Origin of the sequence: Streptomyces sp. NBC_01384, assembly GCF_045040035.1 — a bacterium.
GTDB lineage: Bacteria > Actinomycetota > Actinomycetes > Streptomycetales > Streptomycetaceae > Streptomyces.
On record NZ_CP109559.1, the window covers coordinates 1,698,602 to 1,717,174 of the forward strand.

Here is an 18,573-nt window from a genome sequence, read left to right on the forward strand (position 1 = left end):
CGTTTTTGTGCTGGCCCCGGAATCCGCTAGAGTTCAACACGTCGCCGGGACGCGCAAGCCGAACGGAAACGACATGCGGACGTAGCTCAGTTGGTAGAGCGCAACCTTGCCAAGGTTGAGGTCGCCAGTTCGAACCTGGTCGTCCGCTCGCAGGAAGTGGGGGATCGTCCCGAACCCCCACACTCCTGGTGGAGTGGCCGAGAGGCGAGGCAACGGCCTGCAAAGCCGTCTACACGGGTTCAAATCCCGTCTCCACCTCCAAGGACGATTAGCTCAGCGGGAGAGCGCTTCCCTGACACGGAAGAGGTCACTGGTTCAATCCCAGTATCGTCCACTGGTCCGCAAGGACTTGATCCGCAAGGATCCCCGCGCGATTAGCTCAGCGGGAGAGCGCTTCCCTGACACGGAAGAGGTCACTGGTTCAATCCCAGTATCGTCCACTGGTCCGCAAGGACTTGATCCGCAAGGATCCCCGCGCGATTAGCTCAGCGGGAGAGCGCTTCCCTGACACGGAAGAGGTCACTGGTTCAATCCCAGTATCGCGCACGCAGTAGGCACCACCGCATCACTCGCACCACCTGCAGGTTCACCTGCGCGATTAGCTCAGCGGGAGAGCGCTTCCCTGACACGGAAGAGGTCACTGGTTCAATCCCAGTATCGCGCACCAGCCGAAGCCCCCGGCCGTCTCGTACGGTCGGGGGCTTCGTCGTACCCGGGTTGTTTCCCCGGTCGCGCTCAGGACGAGAAGAGCATGTGGCCGAAGCTCTTGTGCCGCTGGTGACCGCCGTAGTGACCGTCGTGACCGCCGTGACCGCCATGGCCTCCGTGCTGCGGGGCACCCCAGGCGGGCGCGGACGGGTACGCCTGCGGGGCGGGCGGGGGCGGCACCGGCTGCGACCACTGGGACTCCAGGCGGGTCAGCGCCTCCAGCTCGCCGTAGTCGAGAAATATCCCGCGGCAGCCGCTGCACTGCTCGATCTGGACGCCATTGCGGTTGTACGTGTGCATCGGCGCATGGCACTTCGGACACTGCATGCTCGGCTCAACTCCTCGCCGGTCGGTACCGCTTCCGCCAGGACAGACACTGTCCGGCCTCGAACGGTTGCACCCTACGTGGTCGGGCCGTGCGCCAACTCGGGCGGGACGGACCCCATTCGGTCGCAGGCGTCGATCACGGCCTGCTGCACCTCGTCCAAGGGGCGGCCTGCCGCGAGTGACTTGGCGATCGCCAGGGCCGCCGTCTGCACGGTGAGGACGCGGGCGGCGACGTCCAGGGCGGGCCAGGGGTCGCCGTCGGCGGGTACGGCCGGGCCGCCCGCGCGCTGGTAGGCGGTCAGGAAACGGGTCCACTCGTCGGGCGGGAGCAGACCGCAGGCGTACCAGGCGGCCGGACGGCCCAGGTCCCAGGCCGGGACGCCCACGCCGAGGTCGTCCACGTCGATGAGGAGCCAGGGACCGGCCGGCGCGGGGTGACGGACGAGCTGGCCGAGGTGCAGGTCTCCGTGGCAGAGGGTCTTGGCGGCCGGCGCGGGGGCTTCGTCGCGGGCCCAGGCGGGCAGGCCCGCCCAGGCGCGCAGCACCAGGGCGGCGGCCGGGTGCGGGCCCGCCGACCGGAGCCGGGCGATCGCCCCGGCCGCCTTGGCGGGGCCCCTCATGGGCGGCAGGCCGTCCGGCACGGGGGTCCGGTGGAGGCGGGCCAGCAGGGTCGCCGCCGCCTCCCAGGGGGCCGCCTCGGGAGTCTCCGGGTCGACGGGGGCGCCGTACGGCCAGAAGGTGACGAGCCGGCCGCGCAGCTCGACGGGCGCGGGGCGGAGCGGGGGCAGGAGGATGCCGGAGAGCGCGGGGTGCGCGGTGGCGGCGAGGCGGCGGGACAGTTCCGCGGGGTCCGTGCCGGGGGCGTGGGCCTTGGCCACGGTGTCGCCGTGGCGGACGACGGTGCCGTCGTGCCGGTCGGCGAGGACGGTGTCGTCGTGCGCGCAGGCGTTGCCCCTGGGGTGGGCCGCGTGCCGCGCCCCGGCGGTCAGGGCGGACAGCACGTCTGCGGTCACGGGTCCCCCTGGGGTGCGCGGTCGGTCCCTGGTGAGCGTACGTTGTCGTCCTCGAACGCCGGACGGGCCGGGACTTTGAGGGGCGCGGAGCTGTCACATCGTGCGGCTCCGCCGCGTGGGCGCGATCAGCCCTCAGCCACCCGAGGCCAAAAGAATCCACCCCGGGTCCGGCTGCCGAGCCAGGACAAAAACAATGCCCGCGCAGCTCCCCAGCTGCGCGGGCATTTGTGCCGTCCGCCGCACCCCCGTCCCCACGGGGTTTCATGGCCGGATGTCCCCGCCCGGACCGCTCTTCCGGGCCCGGGGCGCCGTTCAGCGCCCCAGCATCACGCCCACGGACGACGCTTGTGTGACCACTGCGTCCCAGCCGCCGAAGACGACTACGAGCAGGGCCGCCAGGGGAAGGACCATCGCTGTCGCCACCAAGGGGTGGCGCTGGCCCTGGCGCGGGAACGCGGCGCCGTACGCCTTGCGTCCCTGCGTGCGGATCGCCGTCCGCGGTGCCGTGTGGGCCATGGTCCCTCTCCTGACCGAGCATCTTTGTGGTTGGCAGCGGCGAGTGTCTGACCTCGGGGGACGAGTGCTGCACCCGCCGCTTGACCTCAAATCTAGGGGTGCGGCGGCGATGGGTCGTCATGCCCTCGTACCGATTGCCGGGCCTCCCGGAGGATGAGCGATGACCTGCGATGTACTCCCCTGGGTGGAGATGGAGTCCTAGGACTCAGGGTCTTCCCTGAGGGGGCGTCCGGTGTGCCCCGACTGTTCCGAGCTGTCCTCCCTGGGCGCCGGCTGCTCGACCGGCGCCGGCACCCGCGTCGCCATGAAGCGGGCGGTGCGCACGACCGACCCTCCCCCACTGCCTAAACGGCGTGGGGGGACCCCCACCGGGTGACTTCGCTCACTTCCACCACCCCCCGCCGCACCGTGGTCTCCACCCTGCGGCCCACCCCGCTCGCCATCACCTCGTCCGTGCGCGTCGTGTCCCCGGCGTTCACGACTGTCTCCACGCGATCACCCTTCACAGGTTCAATCCCCCTTCTGTGAGGGACGGTTGGGATCACAGGTGGCCCAAAGCCCTTCTGTTCGCTTGTTCCCTGACCGTCTTTCACGTCTCCCACCCGGCACTGACAATCGATCGGGCCGAGAGGGCGCGGCCTCTGCGCGCACCCGGCCGCGGAAACGTAAGCTGTGGCTCGTCAAACGGACCGGGCAGCGGGGATGGACATGGCGATGATGCGCCTGAGGCGCGAGGACCCGCGTGTCGTCGGCTCGTTCAGGCTTCACAGACGGCTCGGCGCGGGTGGAATGGGCGTGGTCTACCTGGGCTCCGACAGACGTGGCCAGCGGGTCGCGCTGAAGGTGATCCGACCGGATCTGGCGGAGGATCAGGAGTTCCGGTCGCGGTTCGCCCGCGAGGTCTCGGCGGCCCGGCGGATCAGGGGCGGCTGCACGGCGCGGCTCGTAGCCGCCGATCTCGAGGCGGACCGGCCGTGGTTCGCCACCCAGTACGTGCCTGGGCCCTCCCTCTACGACAAGGTCGCCGAGGAGGGCCCGATGTCGGCCGCCGACGTGGCCGCCGTCGGTGCCGCGCTCTCCGAGGGGCTCGTCGCCGTGCACGAGGCCGGTGTCGTGCACCGGGACCTCAAGCCGTCCAACATCCTGCTGTCCCCGAAGGGACCGCGGATCATCGACTTCGGCATCGCCTGGGCGACGGGTGCCTCGACGCTCACCCACGTCGGTACGGCCGTCGGCTCACCCGGCTTCCTCGCGCCCGAGCAGGTACGCGGGGCCGCCGTCAGCCCGGCCACGGACGTGTTCGCGCTCGGGGCCACGCTGGCGTACGCGGCGACCAACGACTCGCCCTTCGGACACGGCAGTTCCGAGGTGATGCTCTACCGAGTGGTGCACGAGGAGCCGCAGCTGCACGGCGTTCCGGACGCGCTGGCTCCGCTCGTCCGCGCATGTCTGGCCAAGGACCCCGAGGAACGCCCCAGCACGCTCCAACTCTCCCTGCGGCTCAAGGAGATCGCCGCCCGCGAGGCACAGGGCCTGGCGGATGTCCGGCCGCCCACGCCGCGGGGCGATCCCGACCGGCCGACGGGGCGCCTCGCCGAGCAGTACGCCGAGCAACCCACCCAGCGCCGCCCGCAGGGCACGGGCGGGACCAACGGGGGCTCACGGCCGACGCCGTCCGGTGCGCGCCCCGCGCCCGCCCGCGGAACCGGGCGTTCCGGCAGCAGGCCCGCGCCCCGCAGTGGTACCGGCCGTCCCGCACCTCGGACCACCGGGACCGGGCGCCGACCCGCCAACCCACGGCTGCTGCGCCAGCGGCTCTTCGTGTTCGTCGTGGTGACGCTGCTCGTCGCGCTGGGCATCGCGGCGGCGCAGGGATGCCAGGGGCCGGCGCGCGGGCTGGACAACGGGAGTACGCGCAAGGACGTACGACAGGAGCAGTCGTCGTACGCGCCGCGGTCCGGGAATCTGATGGCCGAGCAGTACGGGAGCCGGCTGAACAAGACGGCCAAGGATGACTAAGGACGTCTAAAAGACGGCTGAGGACGACAGCGCCCAGGGCCGGGCCTAGGACTGCGGGCGGCCCGTCGCCACCGCGTAGAACGCGACCGCCGCTGCCGCGCCCACGTTGAGCGAGTCGACGCCGTGGGCCATCGGGATGCGGACCCATTCGTCCGCCGCCATCAGGGCCTTCGTGGACAGGCCGTCGCCCTCCGCGCCGAGCATCAGCGCGACCCGGTCCATCCGGTGCGGGGCCGCCTCGTCCAGGGACCTCGCCTTCTCGTCCGGGGTGAGGGCGAGCAGGTTGAAACCGGCGTCGCGGACCGACTCCAGGCCCTTGGGCCAGGTCTCGAGACGGGCGTACGGGACCGAGAAGACCGCGCCCATCGAGACCTTCACGGAGCGACGGTAGAGCGGGTCCGCGCAGTCCGGGGAGAGCAGGACCGCGTCCATACCCAGGGCGGCGGCGGAGCGGAAGATCGCGCCGATGTTGGTGTGGTCGTTGACCGCCTCCATGACCACCACTCGGCGCGCGGACCGCAGGAGTTCCTCCGCCGTCGGCAGCGGCTTGCGCTGCATGGAGGCGAGCGCGCCGCGGTGCACGTGGTAGCCGGTGACCTGCTCGGCGAGCTCGGGGCTGACCGCGTACACCGGGGCCGGGAGCTCGTCGATCACGTCGCGCATGACGTCGACCCACTTCGCGGACAGGAGCATCGAGCGCATCTCGTACCCGGCGTCCTTGGCCCGTCTGATGACCTTCTCGCCCTCGGCGATGAACAGGCCCTCCGCTGGTTCGCGCTTGCGGCGCAGCTCCACGTCGGTCAGGCCCGTGTAGTCACGCAGACGCGGGTCGTCGGGGTTCTCAACGGTGATGAGATCGGCCACAGGGTGATACTGCCTTGTCCTGGGTGCGGTGCCAACGGCTGGGAAGGGGTTGTGTTACCCCGGGTTACGCGGAGGCCTCGGGGGTCGGCCGCGCCACGTGCCCGGGGCCGACGTTCACGACCTCTCCGATGACGATCACCGCCGGGGGCTTCACGTCCTGCGCGACGACGGTCTCGGCGACCGTAGCCAGGGTCGCGTCGACGCGCCGCTGGGCGGCGGTCGTGCCCTCCTGGACCAGGGCGACGGGGGTGTCGGCCGGCTTGCCGTGCGCGATCAGCGTTTCGGCGATCCTGCCGATCTTGTCGACGCCCATGAGGACGACGAGCGTGCCGCGCAGCTTGGCGAGGGCCGACCAGTCGACCAGAGAGCGCTCGTCGTCGGGGGCGACATGGCCACTGACCACGGTGAACTCATGTGCGACACCCCGGTGGGTGACGGGGATGCCCGCCGCGCCCGGCACCGAGATCGAGCTGGAGATGCCGGGGACGACCGTGCAGGCGATGCCCGCCTCGGCGAGTGCCTGGGCCTCCTCCATGCCACGGCCGAAGACGAACGGGTCGCCGCCCTTGAGCCGGACAACCGACTTGCCCTGCTTCGCATGCTCGATCAGCGCGTTGTTGATGGCCTCCTGGGCCATGAAACGGCCGTACGGGATCTTCGCCGCGTCGATCACCTCGACGTGCGGCGGGAGTTCGGCGAGCAGGTCGCGCGGGCCGAGGCGGTCGGCGATCACCACGTCGGCCTCGGCGAGCAGACGGCGGCCGCGGACCGTGATCAGGTCCGGGTCGCCGGGGCCGCCGCCGACCAGGGCGACGCCGGGGGTGCGGGTGCGGTGGTGGGGCGCCACCAGGGTGCCGTCGCGCAGGCCCTCGACCACCGCGTCGCGGATCGCGGCGGTGTGGCGGGGGTCGCGGCCCTTGGCGTCGGTGGTGAGGACGGCGACCGTGACGCCTTCGCTGTGGCCGGTGGCCGGGGTCCAGGCGGTCGCCGCGTCGGCGTCGTCGGAGCGGACGCACCAGACGCGGTGGCGCTCCGCCTCGGCGGAGGCGTCCGTGTTCGCCTCGGGGTCGCTGGTCGCGATCAGGGCGTACCAGGCGTCCGCCAGGTCGCCTTCCTCGTACGCGCGCTTCGTCCAGGTGATCTCGCCCGCGTCCGCCATCGCCTCGACGGAGGGGGTGGCCTCGGGCGATACGAGGTGGATGTCCGCGCCTGCCGCGATGAGCGCCGGAAGGCGACGCCCGGCCACCTGGCCGCCGCCGAGAACGACTACGCGGCGGCCGGTGAGGCGGAGGCCTACGGGGTAGGCGGGGTGTTCGGCCATGGCGGTGCGGCTCCTCATGCGGGGCGGTGCTGGGCGGGGCCCCTGCGGCTCTGGAGTGGCCCCTGACGTGCGGATTTTAGGGTGCGGGGCCGGTGGGTGGCTGGGGTGGGTGGGGGTTTCCTTCCCCAAACCCGCCCCTTCCCGAAACCGGGGCTCCCCCGGACCCCATCGCCTCTTGCGGAGCGTCCGCCCACAGCCCGTGGGCCTACTTTTCAGTTACCCCCGCGGAATCGAACGTAGCCACCTCGTGCATCGCCCTCGCCGCGCTCTGGACCACCGGCAGGGCCAGCAGCGCGCCTGTGCCCTCGCCGAGGCGGAGGTCCAGGTCGATCAGGGGGCGCAGGCCCAGTTTGTTCAGGGCGGCGGCGTGGCCGGGCTCGGCGCTGCGGTGGCCCGCGATGCAGGCCGCGAGGACCTCGGGGGCGATGGCGCGGGCCACGAGGGCGGCGGCGCCGGCGCTGACGCCGTCCAGGATCACCGGCGTACGCAGGGAGGCGCCGCCGAGGAGCAGGCCGACCATGGCGGCGTGTTCAAGGCCGCCGATGGCCGCGAGGACGCCGATGGGGTCGGCCGGGTCCGGCTGGTGGAGTTCGATGGCGCGGCGTACGACCTCGGTCTTGCGGGCGAGGGTCTCGTCATTGATCCCGGTGCCGCGGCCCGTCACCTCGGAGGGGTCGGTGTCCGTGAAGACCGAGATCAGGGCGGCGGACGCGGTGGTGTTGGCGATGCCCATCTCACCGGTCAGCAGGGCCTTGTTACCGGCCGCCACCAGGTCACGGGCCGTCTCGATGCCCACCTCGATCGCCGCGATGACCTCCTCGCGGGTCATCGCGGGGCCGGTGGTCATGTCGGCGGTGCCCGCACGGACCTTGCGCGGGAGGAGGCCCGGGGTCGCGGGGAGGTCGGAGGCGACGCCCACGTCGATGACGCAGACCTCGGCGCCCACCTGGTTGGCGAAGGCGTTGCAGACCGCGCCGCCGCCCAGGAAGTTGGCCACCATCTGGCCGGTGACCTCCTGCGGCCAGGGGGTGACGCCCTGGGCGTGCACGCCGTGGTCGCCCGCGAAGATCGCGACGGCGGCGGGCTCCGGGATCGGCGGCGGGCACATCCGGGACAGGCCCGACAGCTGTGCGGAGATGATCTCCAGCATGCCGAGCGCGCCCGCGGGCTTGGTCATCCGCTTCTGGCGCTCCCAGGCCTCGCCGAGCGCCTTGGCGTCCAGCGGGCGGATGTTGGAGACCGTCTCGGCGAGCAGGTCGTGCGGCTCCTCGCCGGGCAGCGCGCGACGGCCGTACGTCTCCTCGTGCACGACCCAGGACAGCGGGCGGCGCTTGGACCAGCCGGCCTGCATCAGCTCGGGCTCGTCCGGGAACTCGTCGACGTACCCGACGCACAGGTACGCCACCACGTCCAAGTGCTCGGGCAGGCCGAGGGCGCGGACCATCTCGCGCTCGTCGAAGAAGCTGACCCAGCCGACGCCGAGGCCCTCGGCACGGGCCGCGAGCCACAGGTTCTGCACCGCGAGCGCGGACGAATACGGGGCCATCTGCGGCTGGGTGTGCCGGCCCAGGGTGTGGCGGCCGCCACGGGTCGGGTCGGCGGTGACGACGATGTTCACCGGAGTGTCGAGGATGGCCTCGATCTTCAGTTCCTTGAACTGCTTCGCGCGGCCCTTGGGCAGCGACTTGGCGTACGCCTCGCGCTGACGGGCGGCCAGTTCGTGCATCGTGCGCCGGGTCTCGGCGGAGCGGATGACGACGAAGTCCCAGGGCTGGGAGTGGCCGACGGACGGCGCGGTGTGCGCGGCCTCCAGGACCCGCAGCAGCACGTCGTGCGGGATCGGGTCGCTGCGGAAGCCGTTGCGGATGTCGCGGCGCTCGCGCATCACGCGCAGCACGGCCTCGCGCTCGGCGTCGTCGTAGCCGGGGGCCGCCGGGCCGGTGGACTCTCGTACGTCTTCCACTACGGCCGTGCTCTCTTCCTGGTCGGCGACCTGGGTGTCCAGGTCCTCCGCTTGCTGTGTGACTACTACGGGCTCCGGGTCCGCTTCGAACGGCTCCGGTACGGGGGGTGTGTCGGCCTCGGCCTCACGGGGCGCGGGGACCGGAGCGATGTGCTCCGCTTCGGTGGCAGGGGGCTTCGGCGACTCCGCGGACACCGCCTCCCGCGCTGCCGGAGGCTCTTCGAACGCGGACTCTTCGACCGGAGACCTTTCGACCGAAGATTCTTCGACCGGAGGCTGCTCCTCCGTGGGAAGGGGCGGCACGGTCATGGCGTGCGGCGGGGTCGGGGCCAGGTGCGGGGTCGTGGGCACCGTGCCTTCCACGGGCACGAACTGACCGAGGGGCTGGACCCCGGCGGGGTCCAGGGAGGCGCCCTGGAATCCGGGCGTGCCTGCCGCGTCCGCGAATCCAGCCGTGCCTGCCGTGCCCGCCATGTCGCCGGGGTGGTGCTCGCCGTGCGGCTGGTTCACGGCCGCGCGTGGCGCCTGAGCGTGAGCGGCGACACCGACAGGTACGCCGGCACCGGCCTCGGCGAACGCGGCGTGGGCCTCGGCGGGGGTCGCGAACTGGGCGGCCTGGACCGGGAAGGCCTCGGCGCCAGGGATCGTCTGCACGTCGGCGGAGGCATGCGCTGCGGACGTGACGAGGGGCTGCGGTGCGGACGCGGGCTGCACGGCATCCGCCGAAGGCGCTGCCTCCGCACCGGTGTCCGAGAACTGGGCCACGGGGTCCGGCATATGAACACCCACCTCCGCGAACTGGACGTCCGGGGCCTCGAACGAGGCGTCCTGGGCCAGGAACTGGGCCGCCTGGTCCGCCGGGTCGGCGAGGAGAGTGACCGGCTCCGCCGGAACGGTGACCTGCGGCTCGGCGGCGTGCGCCGCCTGCGGGTCCTGAGGCTCCTGCGCGGGCTGGAGGGCTTGCTCGTGCAGGTACTCCCCGTTCCCGGGGTGCACGGGGACCTGCGCCGGGACGGCGGCCTGCTGGGGCGCCTGGGCATCGGCGAGGTGCTCGGCAGGGGCGTCCGCCGACGGCACCGCGTGCGGGAGATCCTGGGCTGCGGCCACGGCTACCGGGAAGGGAGCGGGGGTGGCGTCGGGGGCCTGCAGGTCCAGTGAGCCGTCCAGCGCGTGCGCGGCCTCGGAACCCTGCGCGACCTCCGGCGGCTGCGGGGCGAAGTGGACCTCCGACGCCTCGGGCACGTGGGCGGTCTCCGGGGCCTGGGGCACCTGTGCGAATTCCGGGTTCTCGACCGCCTCCGCCGCCTGGGGAGCCGGGGCGAGTCCCGCGGTCTCGGCGGCCTCCGGCACCGGCTCGGCGACCGCTCCCGGCTCGGAGATCTGTCCCACCCCAGGTACGACCGTTTCGGCAGCCGTCCCCTCGGGGCCCACCGGCGGAGCCCCCCACGGCACCGCGCCCTGCGGCACCGCGCCCTGCGACGGGATCTCGGCGAGCTGCGGTACGTCGAGGTACTCGGGCCCGGCCGTAGGCGGACCTGCGTGCCGTACAGGAGTTGCGGGAGCCGCCGGAGTCACGGGATTCATGGGGGTGGCCGGCGGCGCGGCGGCGGGGCCGCGGTCGGCGAGCGAGCGCACCGGGCTCGCCGAGCCGTCCGGGGTCGGCGGGCCGAGGTGCAGCGGGCGGCGCGGTGGCGTCGGCTGCGGGGCGGGCGTGGGGCTGGGCACACGGACGCCGCCGAGGTCGATCGAACCGCTGTCCCGGCCGGCCGTCTCGTGCGGACCAGGCTCGTGGGGGAGGGGCTGCGGGGCAGGCGGGGCCACCTCGTTGCCCCAAGCGCCCTGCGCGCCCGGCATGAGGAGCAGGTCGTCGTCCTCGGCGGGGTTGTCGGAGGGGTCGAGGAAGGTGTACGCGCCCGGGGCGGGGACGCCCGGCTGCTCCACCATGCCTGCGTTCTCCGGCAGTCCCTCGCCCGGGACCTGGCCGGTGTCGGTCATGCGTACCCCTCGCCCATCGGTTAGTGCTTCCAAGTCCTGCTCGCCCGGAACGGCGCACCGACCGCCCCACAGTGAAGAACGAGCGTGCGTGCCCAGCGGCACGAACGACCGGCCAACAAAGACGACAAAGCCATTAACTGGCATTGTCCCGGTCGTCCGACCCTCGCGACAGCTTGATCCGCGACGGCCCGCTGTGGACTGCGCCACGTTGCGCGTCCTCCGGTTCTGCCGTACCACACACGCCTCAAAACGGGCGCGTTTTCCGGACATTGACCCACGAAAGGCCGATCACCCGGGAGCGGTACAACGATCGGCCAGCCTACCGCGCGCAGTACGACAACAGGATCACGGGTTGCGATCGGGCAGGCCCGCCCGTCGCCCGACCACCACCCCTCAACGAGGCGGTTCGCGCCGCTCCAGCTGTCCTGTGAGCAGGAACGCGACGCTCCGCTCCGTCTCCGTCCAGGCCCTTGTGTCGAGTTCGACGGACTGGATGAGGGCGCACTCGACCTGGTAGCCGTGCTCGGTGAGATTGCGGCCGATGAGCTCGGCCGCGTCGCGGGTCGCCGCGTGCGTCACGATGCGCTGCGGGCGGCGGTCGGCGACGGCCGAGACGACCGCCGCTCCCCCGCCGCCGACGCGTACGACATCGGGTTCGGGGAGGTTCTCCAGGACGTGCGGCGCGGTGCCGTGCACGATCTGCATCTGGACGCGGTAGCGGCGGGCGGAGTCCTCGGTGCGGGCGCAGGAGCCGGGGTTGCGGTCGACCGCGAGGACCGCCGCGCCGGTGCGCGCCGCCTCGGTGGCGAAGGCGCCGCTGCCGGAGCCGATGTCCCACACGAGGTCTCCGACGCGCGGGCCCAGGCGGGCGAGTTGGGCGGCGCGCAGCAGATCCGTTTCGCCTTCGCCGAGCGCACCCCCGTACGCCTGGGCGGGCAGTGCCCAGCCGCGCGGTCCGGTGCTCGGGTCGCGTCCGGCGATCCAGCCGCCGTCCTCGGCCGCGGCCACGAAGCCGCCGATGACGATGACGACGTTGGGGTCGCGCCAGGTGTGGTCGGCGGCCTTGTCGGAGGTGAGGATCGTGACCCGCTCGCTTGCGGTGCCGAGTTCCTCGCAGATGACGAAGGTGCGGTGGACGCCTTCGAGGAGCAGGCCGAGTTCGGCCGGGCCCGCGCCCGGCGAGGTGAGGACGGCGACCTTGGTGTGGGCGCGGCACACGTTCACCGCGCGGCGCAGGGTGCGGCGATGGGCGACGACCACCTGCGCGTCGTCCCAGGGCATTCCGGCGCGGGCGAAGGCGGCGGCGACCGAGGAGACGGCGGGCACGACTTCGACTTCCAGGCCGAACTCGGGGGCGCGCAGGGTGCGTACGACGCCGAAGAACCCGGGGTCGCCGTCGGCGAGGACGACCGCGGTGCCGCGGTGGTTCGCGATACGGCGGGCGGCGAGGGAGACACTGCCGAGGCGGATGCGTTCGGCGGCCCGGGGCACCTCCGGGAGCGTCAGGTGGTGCGCCGCTCCGGCCACCAGGGTGGCCGCGCCGAGGGCGGAGCGCCCCGCGGCGGTCAAGGGCGAGCCGTCCCAGCCGATCACCGTGACCCGGTCGGCCATCGTCGTCAGTCTCCAGAAGGTTTTTGCAGGTCGTCAGGGGCAGCCCGCGGGCGGGCTCCGTGAGGGTACCTGGTGTTGCTGGGTGGTGCCGCGCAGAACTCCGCGGGGCGCCGGCGTCGTGGGAGCGGTTCCTCGGGTGCGGTTCCAGACGTCCCCTGGATTCGGTTCGGGAAATCCCCCGGATTCAGTTCCAGTCGGAGAACGACGTGAAACCACCCGTATCGGCGAGCTGCTCGCCGACCCCGTCGAGGTCTTCCGGGAGGAGGCTCCAGACGATGAAGTCGGTGCGGAGGTCCACCCAGCGGCCGTCCTCGGTGCGGGTGTGCGCTATACAGGCGTTGCGCAGCACGCCCTCACTGATGCAGCCGATCTTCTGGGCGACCTGCTGGGAGGCGGTGTTGTCGGCCGCGGTGCGCAGTTCGATGCGCTCGAACTTCTGGTCGCGAAAGAGCCATCGGGCGGTGGCGAGCGCCGCTTCGGAGGCGTAGCCCTCGCCGCGGGCCCAGGGGGCGATGCTGTACGACAGTTCGGTGGAGCGCACGTGCCAGTTCGTCTTGGCGAGCTGGACGATGCCGACCAGGCGCTGGGTGAGGAACTCGGTGACGGCGAGGTCGAGGCCCCGGCCCGCCGCGCGTTCGGTGGGCGCGTACTCGCCGACCCACTTGCGGGCCCGCTCCTCGGTGTAGGGCTGGGGCACGTCGGTCCAGGCCCCGACCTGCTCGTCGTTCATCATCTCGGCGAGGGCGGGGACGTCGTCCTCCTCGAGCGCGCGCAGGACCAACCGCTCCGTGCTGATGGAGATGTCGGGGAAGGTGCTGGTCATGCGCCGCTCCGTAACCGTCGGGGACTTGGGGCCCTCGGATCCCGCGGGCCGCTGAACTGCCCAGCATGCAGCATGAAGCCACCGAACTGCACCATGGGGTCCACTCCGCGTGATGGAGTGGACCCCGTGCGGTGACGTGGTCCGTCGGGAAGGACCGGAACGACCGTAAGGGCCTGAAGGGCCTGAAGGGCCTGAAGGACTAGAACGACGGGATGACCGAACCCGCGTACTTGTCCTCGATGAACTTCTTGACCTCGGGCGAGGTGAGGAGTTTGGCGAGCTTCTTCACCCGCGGGTCGCTCTCGTTGCCCTTCTTGACGGCGAGGAAGTTGCCGTACGGGTTGTTCGTCGCGGACTCCAGGATGAGCGCGTCCTTGGCGGGCTTGAGGCCGGACGAGATGGCGTAGTTGCCGTTGATCACCGCGGCGTCGACGTCGTCCAGGGAGCGCGGGGTCTGGGCCGCCTCCAGCTCCTTGAACTTCAGGTTCTTCGGGTTCTTCGCGATGTCCTTGGTGGTCGCGCTGTTGCCCGCGCCGTCCTTGAGCGTGATGATCCCGTTGGCGGCGAGCAGCTTGAGCGCGCGCGCCTCGTTGACCGTGTCGTTCGGGACGGCGACCGTCGCACCGCTCTTGAGCTCGTCGGCCTTCTTGATCTTGTGGGAGTAGAGGCCGAGCGGTTCCAGGTGCACCGTGACGACGGGCACGATGTGGGTGCCGTTCTTCTTGTTGAAGTCGTCGAGGTACGGCTGGTTCTGGAAGTAGTTGGCGCCGACGGACCCGTCCTCGGTCGCCGTGTTCGGCGTGACGTAGTCCGTGAACTCCTTGACCTGCAGGTCGAGGCCCGCCTTCTTCGCCAGGTTGTCCTTGATGTAGTCGAGGATCTCGGCGTGCGGGGTGGGGCTCGCGGCGACGACCAGCGGACCGCTGGTGTCAGAGGCGCTGCTCTTGTCCGAGCCGCAGGCGGAGAGGCCGAGGGTGAGGGCTCCGGCGGCGAGAACGGCGGTGGTGATCTTGGCGGTGTTACGCACGAAAAGTGCCTTTCCTTAAGGGTGGAGCAACCCCGTGGTGGGTGGTACGGGGAAATCTGCGGGTGGGGGGAGAACCAGAGGGGGGAGTGTTCGGGCGGTCTCAGGCGACCTTGCCGACCTCCGCGGCGGCGGGCTCCTTGGCCTTCAGCAGCCGCAGCTTCGGTGCGGCGCCGGAGTGGCCACCGCGCCGGTGCAGTGAGCGGGCCGCGTAGTCGCCGGCGAACTGGATGACCGAGATGACGACCGCGAGGATCGCCACGGTGATCCACATCAGTCCGGTCTCGAAGCGCTGGTAGCCGTAGCGGATGGCGATGTCGCCGAGGCCGCCGGCGCCGACGGTGCCGGCCATCGCGGAGTAGCCGATGAGAGCGACGACCGTGGTGGTCGCGGACGAGATCAGCGAGGGCAGGGACTCCGGTACGAGCACCTTGCGCACGACGGTCCAGGTGTTGCCGCCCATCGACTGCACGGCCTCGACGAGCCCGCCGTCCACTTCGCGGACCGCCGTCTCGACCAGGCGCGCGAAGAACGGAATCGCGCCGACGGCGAGCGGCACGATCGCCGCCTCGCGTCCGATGGTCGTCCCCGTGATCGTGCGCGTGAAGTTCATCAGCGCGACCATCAGGATGATGAACGGAAGCGAGCGGGCGATGTTCACGACCTGCCCGATCACCTTGTTCGCGACGACGTTCTGCAGGAGTCCGCCGCGGTCGGTGAGGACGAGCAGGATGCCGAGCGGCAGACCGCCGACGATCGCGATCAGCGTGGACCAGCCGACCATGTAGAGCGTGTCCCAACAAGCCTGGGACAGCAGGGGCTGCATCTCCGACCAGGTCACTTGGCACCGTCCTTCACGAATACGGGCTGCCGGCCCTGGATGTCGATCCGCAGGCCCTGCTCGCGCAGGAATCCGATCGGCACGACGTTCTCCTCGTAACGGCCGGGCAGTTCGATGCGCATCCGGCCGACCTGCTTGCCGGCGACGGTGTCCATCGCGGCGCCGAGGATCGAGATGTCGATGTTGTACGTGCGCGAGAGCTGCGAGATGACCGGCTGGGTCGCGGCGTCGCCGTGGAAGGTGACGTCGATGACGGTGCGGTCGTCGCCGGACGCCTCGCCGCTGACCGGGAAGAGCGCCTCGGCGAGTTCGGAGCCGGGGGTCGCGAGCAGCTCGCCGACGGTGCCGGACTCGACGACGCGGCCCTTCTCCATCAGCGCGGCCGAGTCGCAGATCGTCTTGACGACGTCCATCTCGTGGGTGATGAGCAGGACGGTCAGACCCAGCTGCCGGTTCAGGTCGCGCAGCAGCTGGAGGATGGAGCGGGTGGTCTCCGGGTCGAGGGCGCTGGTGGCCTCGTCCGAGAGCAGCACCTTCGGGTCGCCGGCCAGGGCACGGGCGATGCCGACGCGCTGCTTCTGGCCGCCGGAGAGCTGTGCCGGGTAGGCCTTGGCCTTGTCGGAGAGGCCGACCAGGTCGAGGAGTTCGAGTGCCTTGAAGGAACGTTCTTTCCCTGACTTGCCAAGGATTTCGAGCGGCAGCTCGATGTTCTCCTGGACGGTGCGCGAGGACAGCAGGTTGAAGTGCTGGAAGACCATGCCGATCCGGCTGCGCGCCTGGCGGAGCTCCCTGCCGGCGCGCGGGCCGCGGCCGGCGAGCGCGGTGAGGTCCTGTCCGGCGACCGTCACCGTGCCGGCGGTGGGACGCTCCAGGAGGTTGACGCAGCGGATGAGCGAGGACTTGCCGGCGCCGGACTGGCCGATGACGCCGTACACCTCGCCTTCGCGGACGTGCAGATCGACGCCGTCGAGGGCGGTCACTTCACGGCCGCGCGAGCGGTGAGCCCGATAGATTTTCGTGAGGCCCGTTGTCGTGATCACTGGGGGTTTCCGTCACTGTCGAGTGCGGGGCGCGGGTGTGCGCCGGCACGGGTGCATGCGGTCGGGAACGCGGCACGGTTCTCGCGGTGGCGATGGAACCGGATGTATCCGGGGAGGAGAACAAGTGCGCGGGGCAGCGCCGCTCACGTACGGGGTACGGACAGGGCGCGGCGGTCTCGCTTCGGGGCGCGAGACGGGGCGGTGGTGCGGGGGCCCTCTAGAAGGCGCACATTCGACACATACAGCGAGCACCGGGCGTCATGGTCGCCTCGGTCGCAAGGATGCGGCTGCTCGTCGTGGTCATGGGAAGAAGTAAAGCAGACGTACAGCCGGAGCCCAGAACCGCTGTCCGCATTGCGGACACCGGTGGACACCTCCCAGCCGCCGGTGGCGCTCTCCGCTCACCCGCGCGTGACCAGTGCGGGCACGGCCGAGCGGCCCGGCACCAGGAGGTCCGCTGCCGGCTCGGACGCGCCGCCGGTTGTGGCCAACGCCACGGCACTCGGGCCGACGGCGCGTCCCGGGCACCCCGGGGGCGAGGACATCGGGTCGTTTGGCCCGTAATAGGGTCACGGCATGCTTGATGCCCTGACGGTCGCGACCGCCGTCGCCGCGCTCGCGCTCGCCGCCTGGTGCGGCTGGGCCGCCTACCGTGATCAGCCCACCAAGGACTGGCACTTCATCGGCATGGCCGTGGTGTCGCTGCTCGCCGTCGTCCAGTTGGTGATCGGTGTCGTCCAGCTGGCGCGCGGCGAGAAGCCGGACCAGGGCACGACGATCTTCGTGGCGTATCTGCTCGGCGCCTTCGCGTGCGTTCCGGCCGTGGGCTTCATGTCGCTGGCGGAGCGCACCCGCTGGGGCTCGATCACGGTGGCGGCCGGCGGTGTCGTCCTCGCCGTACTGGAGGTGCGGCTCTATGACATCTGGGGAGGCTGAGATGACGGCCACGGAGGAGAACGGGATCGCGCCTCAGGAGAAGAAGCGGACCCGGCTCATCAGCGGACCCGGCATGCTGCTGCTCTGGCTGTACGGCGTGATGGTCGTCGGCGCGGTGTCGCGCTCGGCCGTGCAGATCTCGACGGAGTTCGACAAGGCCCCGCTCGCCTACTCGCTGTCGGCGGTGGCGGGCCTCGTCTACGGTTTCATCACGTACTCGCTGGTGCGCGGCGGCGAGACGGCCCGCAGGGCGGCGCTGGTGTGCTGCGCCGCCGAGCTCGCGGGCGTACTGACCGTCGGGACCTGGACGCTGGTCGAGCCGTCCGCCTTCCCCGACGCCACCGTGTGGTCGGACTACGGGATGGGCTATCTGTTCATCCCGGTGCTGCTGCCGCTGTCGGCGATGTACTGGCTGCGCAAGGCACGTACAGCCGGGCAGTCGGCGTAGATCAGCCGTCCGCGCGGGTCAGGCGCTGGTCGCGAAGGCGTCCGCGGCGGCGCCCTTCACCAGCGTGACCAGGGTGAGCCGCTCGTCGACGCGCTCCGTGGAGACCTGCGCGTAGCCGTGCTTGCGGTACATGCGCAGATTGCGGTCGCTGCGGTGGCCGGTGAAGAGCTCGAAGGACTTCGCCGTACCGTCCGCGGCGAGCTTGGACTCGATCGCGGCGAGGAGTCGTCCGCCGAGGCCGTGGCGCTGCATGCGCGGGTGGACGATGAGCTTGTTGATGTGGGCCGTGCCGTCCGGGTCCACGGCTCCGCGGACCGAGGCCACCACCTCTTCGCCCAGCCGGGCCACCAGAACCGTGCCGCCCGCCAGCTCTGCCCTGAGCGAGTCGAGCGGCTGCGTGAGCGGCTCGATGCCGTAGTCGCCGTACAGCGCGGCCTCGCTCTGATAGCAGAGGTACTGCAGCTTGAGAATCTGCTCTGCGTCCTGCTCGGTCGCCGCCGAGATGGTCACGCTCATGCCCATGTGTGCATGCCTCCCGCTCACTTGTTCCGCCGGTCGTCCCCCACTCCTATCCCCGCGGCTCGCGGGCCGCAACCACCGGGGCAAGCAATCGACGCAGACATCCCAGGCATCTGGAACGTTCCGGACCCAGACTGCCCTGTGAGATACCCAACTCGCCTGCGATCTCCCGGTAGGTGAGGTCCTTCGGGGAGAGCAGCGCCGCCATCAGGCTCGGACAGCGGCCCGGCAGCCGGCGGACCGCGTCGTGCAGGGCGCGGCGGCTGTCGGCGCTCATCGCCTGCTGCTCGGGGCCGGGCCCGCTCTCGTCGGCGGGCTCGGAGGCGTACGGCCTTTCATGACGGGCCGTACGGCGGGTGCGGCGGGCCTCGGAGCGCACGGCCCGGCGCAGCCAGCCCTGCGGGTCGAGGGGCGGGCCGTCCGAGTCGAGGCGCTCCAGAAGGCGCAGCCAGACGGCCTGTTCGAGATCGCTCTGTTCGGCCCCGGTCGCATAGGCCTCCGCCGAGGCCTCGGCGGCGAGCAGCGGGCGCAGCACGGAAACCATGTCGTCGGTCATATGCGGCGGGACGCGGCCGCCCCGGCACAAGGTTGCCGGGGCGGTCGGC

At 71.4% G+C, this 18,573-nt stretch carries 16 protein-coding genes, 6 tRNA genes and 1 pseudogene; 9 read left to right on the plus strand and 14 right to left on the minus strand.

The window, feature by feature from the left end:
- Positions 1-75: 75 nt before the first annotated feature.
- The 6 genes from OG747_RS07530 (at position 76) to OG747_RS07555 (ending at position 667) form a co-directional block, all read left to right on the plus strand.
- Positions 76-148 (plus strand) — tRNA-Gly (locus OG747_RS07530).
- A gap of 39 nt (positions 149-187) precedes the next feature.
- Positions 188-261 (plus strand) — tRNA-Cys (locus OG747_RS07535).
- Between the two features lies 1 nt (position 262).
- Positions 263-334, plus strand: a tRNA-Val gene (locus OG747_RS07540).
- 37 nt (positions 335-371) lie between these two features.
- Positions 372-440: transfer RNA gene (locus tag OG747_RS07545), tRNA-Val, on the plus strand.
- A gap of 34 nt (positions 441-474) precedes the next feature.
- Positions 475-546, plus strand: a tRNA-Val gene (locus tag OG747_RS07550).
- 46 nt (positions 547-592) lie between these two features.
- Positions 593-667, plus strand: a tRNA-Val gene (locus OG747_RS07555).
- A gap of 68 nt (positions 668-735) precedes the next feature.
- Here OG747_RS07555 and OG747_RS07560 read toward each other — a convergent pair.
- From OG747_RS07560 to OG747_RS07575, 4 genes and pseudogenes are all read right to left on the minus strand, one after another.
- Complete coding sequence (locus OG747_RS07560) at positions 736-1,035, minus strand: zf-TFIIB domain-containing protein (protein WP_405878511.1); 300 nt, start codon at positions 1,033-1,035, stop codon at positions 736-738.
- A 74-nt stretch (positions 1,036-1,109) separates the two neighbouring features.
- Entirely contained in the window at positions 1,110-2,048 is a 939-nt protein-coding gene (locus tag OG747_RS07565) for a phosphotransferase family protein (protein ID WP_405878512.1), read from the minus strand.
- A gap of 312 nt (positions 2,049-2,360) precedes the next feature.
- Positions 2,361-2,564 carry a hypothetical protein gene (locus OG747_RS07570; RefSeq protein ID WP_405878513.1) on the minus strand — a complete coding sequence of 68 codons (204 nt, stop codon included), beginning with the start codon at positions 2,562-2,564 and terminating at the stop codon, positions 2,361-2,363.
- A 198-nt stretch (positions 2,565-2,762) separates the two neighbouring features.
- Positions 2,763-3,070: pseudogene (locus OG747_RS07575) on the minus strand (hypothetical protein).
- A gap of 196 nt (positions 3,071-3,266) precedes the next feature.
- Between OG747_RS07575 and OG747_RS07580 the strand changes: the two are divergent.
- Positions 3,267-4,583, plus strand: coding sequence for a serine/threonine-protein kinase (locus tag OG747_RS07580; protein ID WP_405885468.1), 1,317 nt, complete (start codon positions 3,267-3,269; stop codon positions 4,581-4,583).
- Between the two features lie 45 nt (positions 4,584-4,628).
- Here OG747_RS07580 and OG747_RS07585 read toward each other — a convergent pair whose 3' ends face one another.
- The 8 genes from OG747_RS07585 to OG747_RS07620 all read right to left on the minus strand — a co-directional run bounded on the left by OG747_RS07585 (position 4,629) and on the right by OG747_RS07620 (position 16,065).
- Complete coding sequence (locus tag OG747_RS07585; RefSeq protein ID WP_405878514.1) at positions 4,629-5,447, minus strand: TrmH family RNA methyltransferase; 819 nt, start codon at positions 5,445-5,447, stop codon at positions 4,629-4,631.
- A gap of 64 nt (positions 5,448-5,511) precedes the next feature.
- A complete protein-coding gene (cobA, locus tag OG747_RS07590; protein WP_405878515.1) occupies positions 5,512-6,768 on the minus strand; it encodes a uroporphyrinogen-III C-methyltransferase in 1,257 nt (418 codons plus the stop codon).
- Between the two features lie 205 nt (positions 6,769-6,973).
- The gene (cobT, locus tag OG747_RS07595; protein ID WP_405878516.1) at positions 6,974-10,726 is read right to left on the minus strand and encodes a nicotinate-nucleotide--dimethylbenzimidazole phosphoribosyltransferase; all 3,753 of its coding nucleotides are present in this window, start codon (positions 10,724-10,726) and stop codon (positions 6,974-6,976) included.
- A 393-nt stretch (positions 10,727-11,119) separates the two neighbouring features.
- The gene (cbiE, locus tag OG747_RS07600) at positions 11,120-12,337 is read right to left on the minus strand and encodes a precorrin-6y C5,15-methyltransferase (decarboxylating) subunit CbiE (RefSeq protein ID WP_405878517.1); all 1,218 of its coding nucleotides are present in this window, start codon (positions 12,335-12,337) and stop codon (positions 11,120-11,122) included.
- Positions 12,338-12,521: 184 nt separating this feature from the next.
- On the minus strand, positions 12,522-13,160 hold the full coding sequence (locus OG747_RS07605; protein ID WP_405878518.1) for a GNAT family N-acetyltransferase: 639 nt from the start codon (positions 13,158-13,160) through the stop codon (positions 12,522-12,524).
- A gap of 199 nt (positions 13,161-13,359) precedes the next feature.
- Positions 13,360-14,187, minus strand: a complete 828-nt coding sequence (locus OG747_RS07610) for a MetQ/NlpA family ABC transporter substrate-binding protein (protein WP_405878519.1) — start codon at positions 14,185-14,187, stop codon at positions 13,360-13,362.
- Positions 14,188-14,287: 100 nt separating this feature from the next.
- Positions 14,288-15,025 carry a methionine ABC transporter permease gene (locus tag OG747_RS07615; RefSeq protein ID WP_405878520.1) on the minus strand — a complete coding sequence of 246 codons (738 nt, stop codon included), beginning with the start codon at positions 15,023-15,025 and terminating at the stop codon, positions 14,288-14,290.
- Positions 15,022-16,065, minus strand: coding sequence for a methionine ABC transporter ATP-binding protein (locus tag OG747_RS07620; protein ID WP_405878521.1), 1,044 nt, complete (start codon positions 16,063-16,065; stop codon positions 15,022-15,024). The genes OG747_RS07615 and OG747_RS07620 overlap by 4 nt, the downstream gene beginning before the upstream one ends.
- Before the next feature lie 576 nt (positions 16,066-16,641).
- Between OG747_RS07620 and OG747_RS07625 the strand changes: the two genes are divergently transcribed.
- Together OG747_RS07625 and OG747_RS07630 are read left to right on the plus strand one after the other, a co-directional pair.
- Positions 16,642-17,001 carry a hypothetical protein gene (locus OG747_RS07625; protein WP_405878522.1) on the plus strand — a complete coding sequence of 120 codons (360 nt, stop codon included), beginning with the start codon at positions 16,642-16,644 and terminating at the stop codon, positions 16,999-17,001.
- 1 nt (position 17,002) lies between these two features.
- Positions 17,003-17,449, plus strand: a complete 447-nt coding sequence (locus OG747_RS07630) for a hypothetical protein (protein ID WP_405878523.1) — start codon at positions 17,003-17,005, stop codon at positions 17,447-17,449.
- An 18-nt stretch (positions 17,450-17,467) separates the two neighbouring features.
- Here OG747_RS07630 and OG747_RS07635 read toward each other — a convergent pair whose 3' ends face one another.
- Positions 17,468-17,971, minus strand: coding sequence for a GNAT family N-acetyltransferase (locus tag OG747_RS07635; RefSeq protein WP_405878524.1), 504 nt, complete (start codon positions 17,969-17,971; stop codon positions 17,468-17,470).
- Positions 17,972-18,017: 46 nt separating this feature from the next.
- The gene (locus tag OG747_RS07640; protein ID WP_405878525.1) at positions 18,018-18,524 is read right to left on the minus strand and encodes a sigma-70 family RNA polymerase sigma factor; all 507 of its coding nucleotides are present in this window, start codon (positions 18,522-18,524) and stop codon (positions 18,018-18,020) included.
- Between the last annotated feature and the right edge of the window lie 49 nt (positions 18,525-18,573).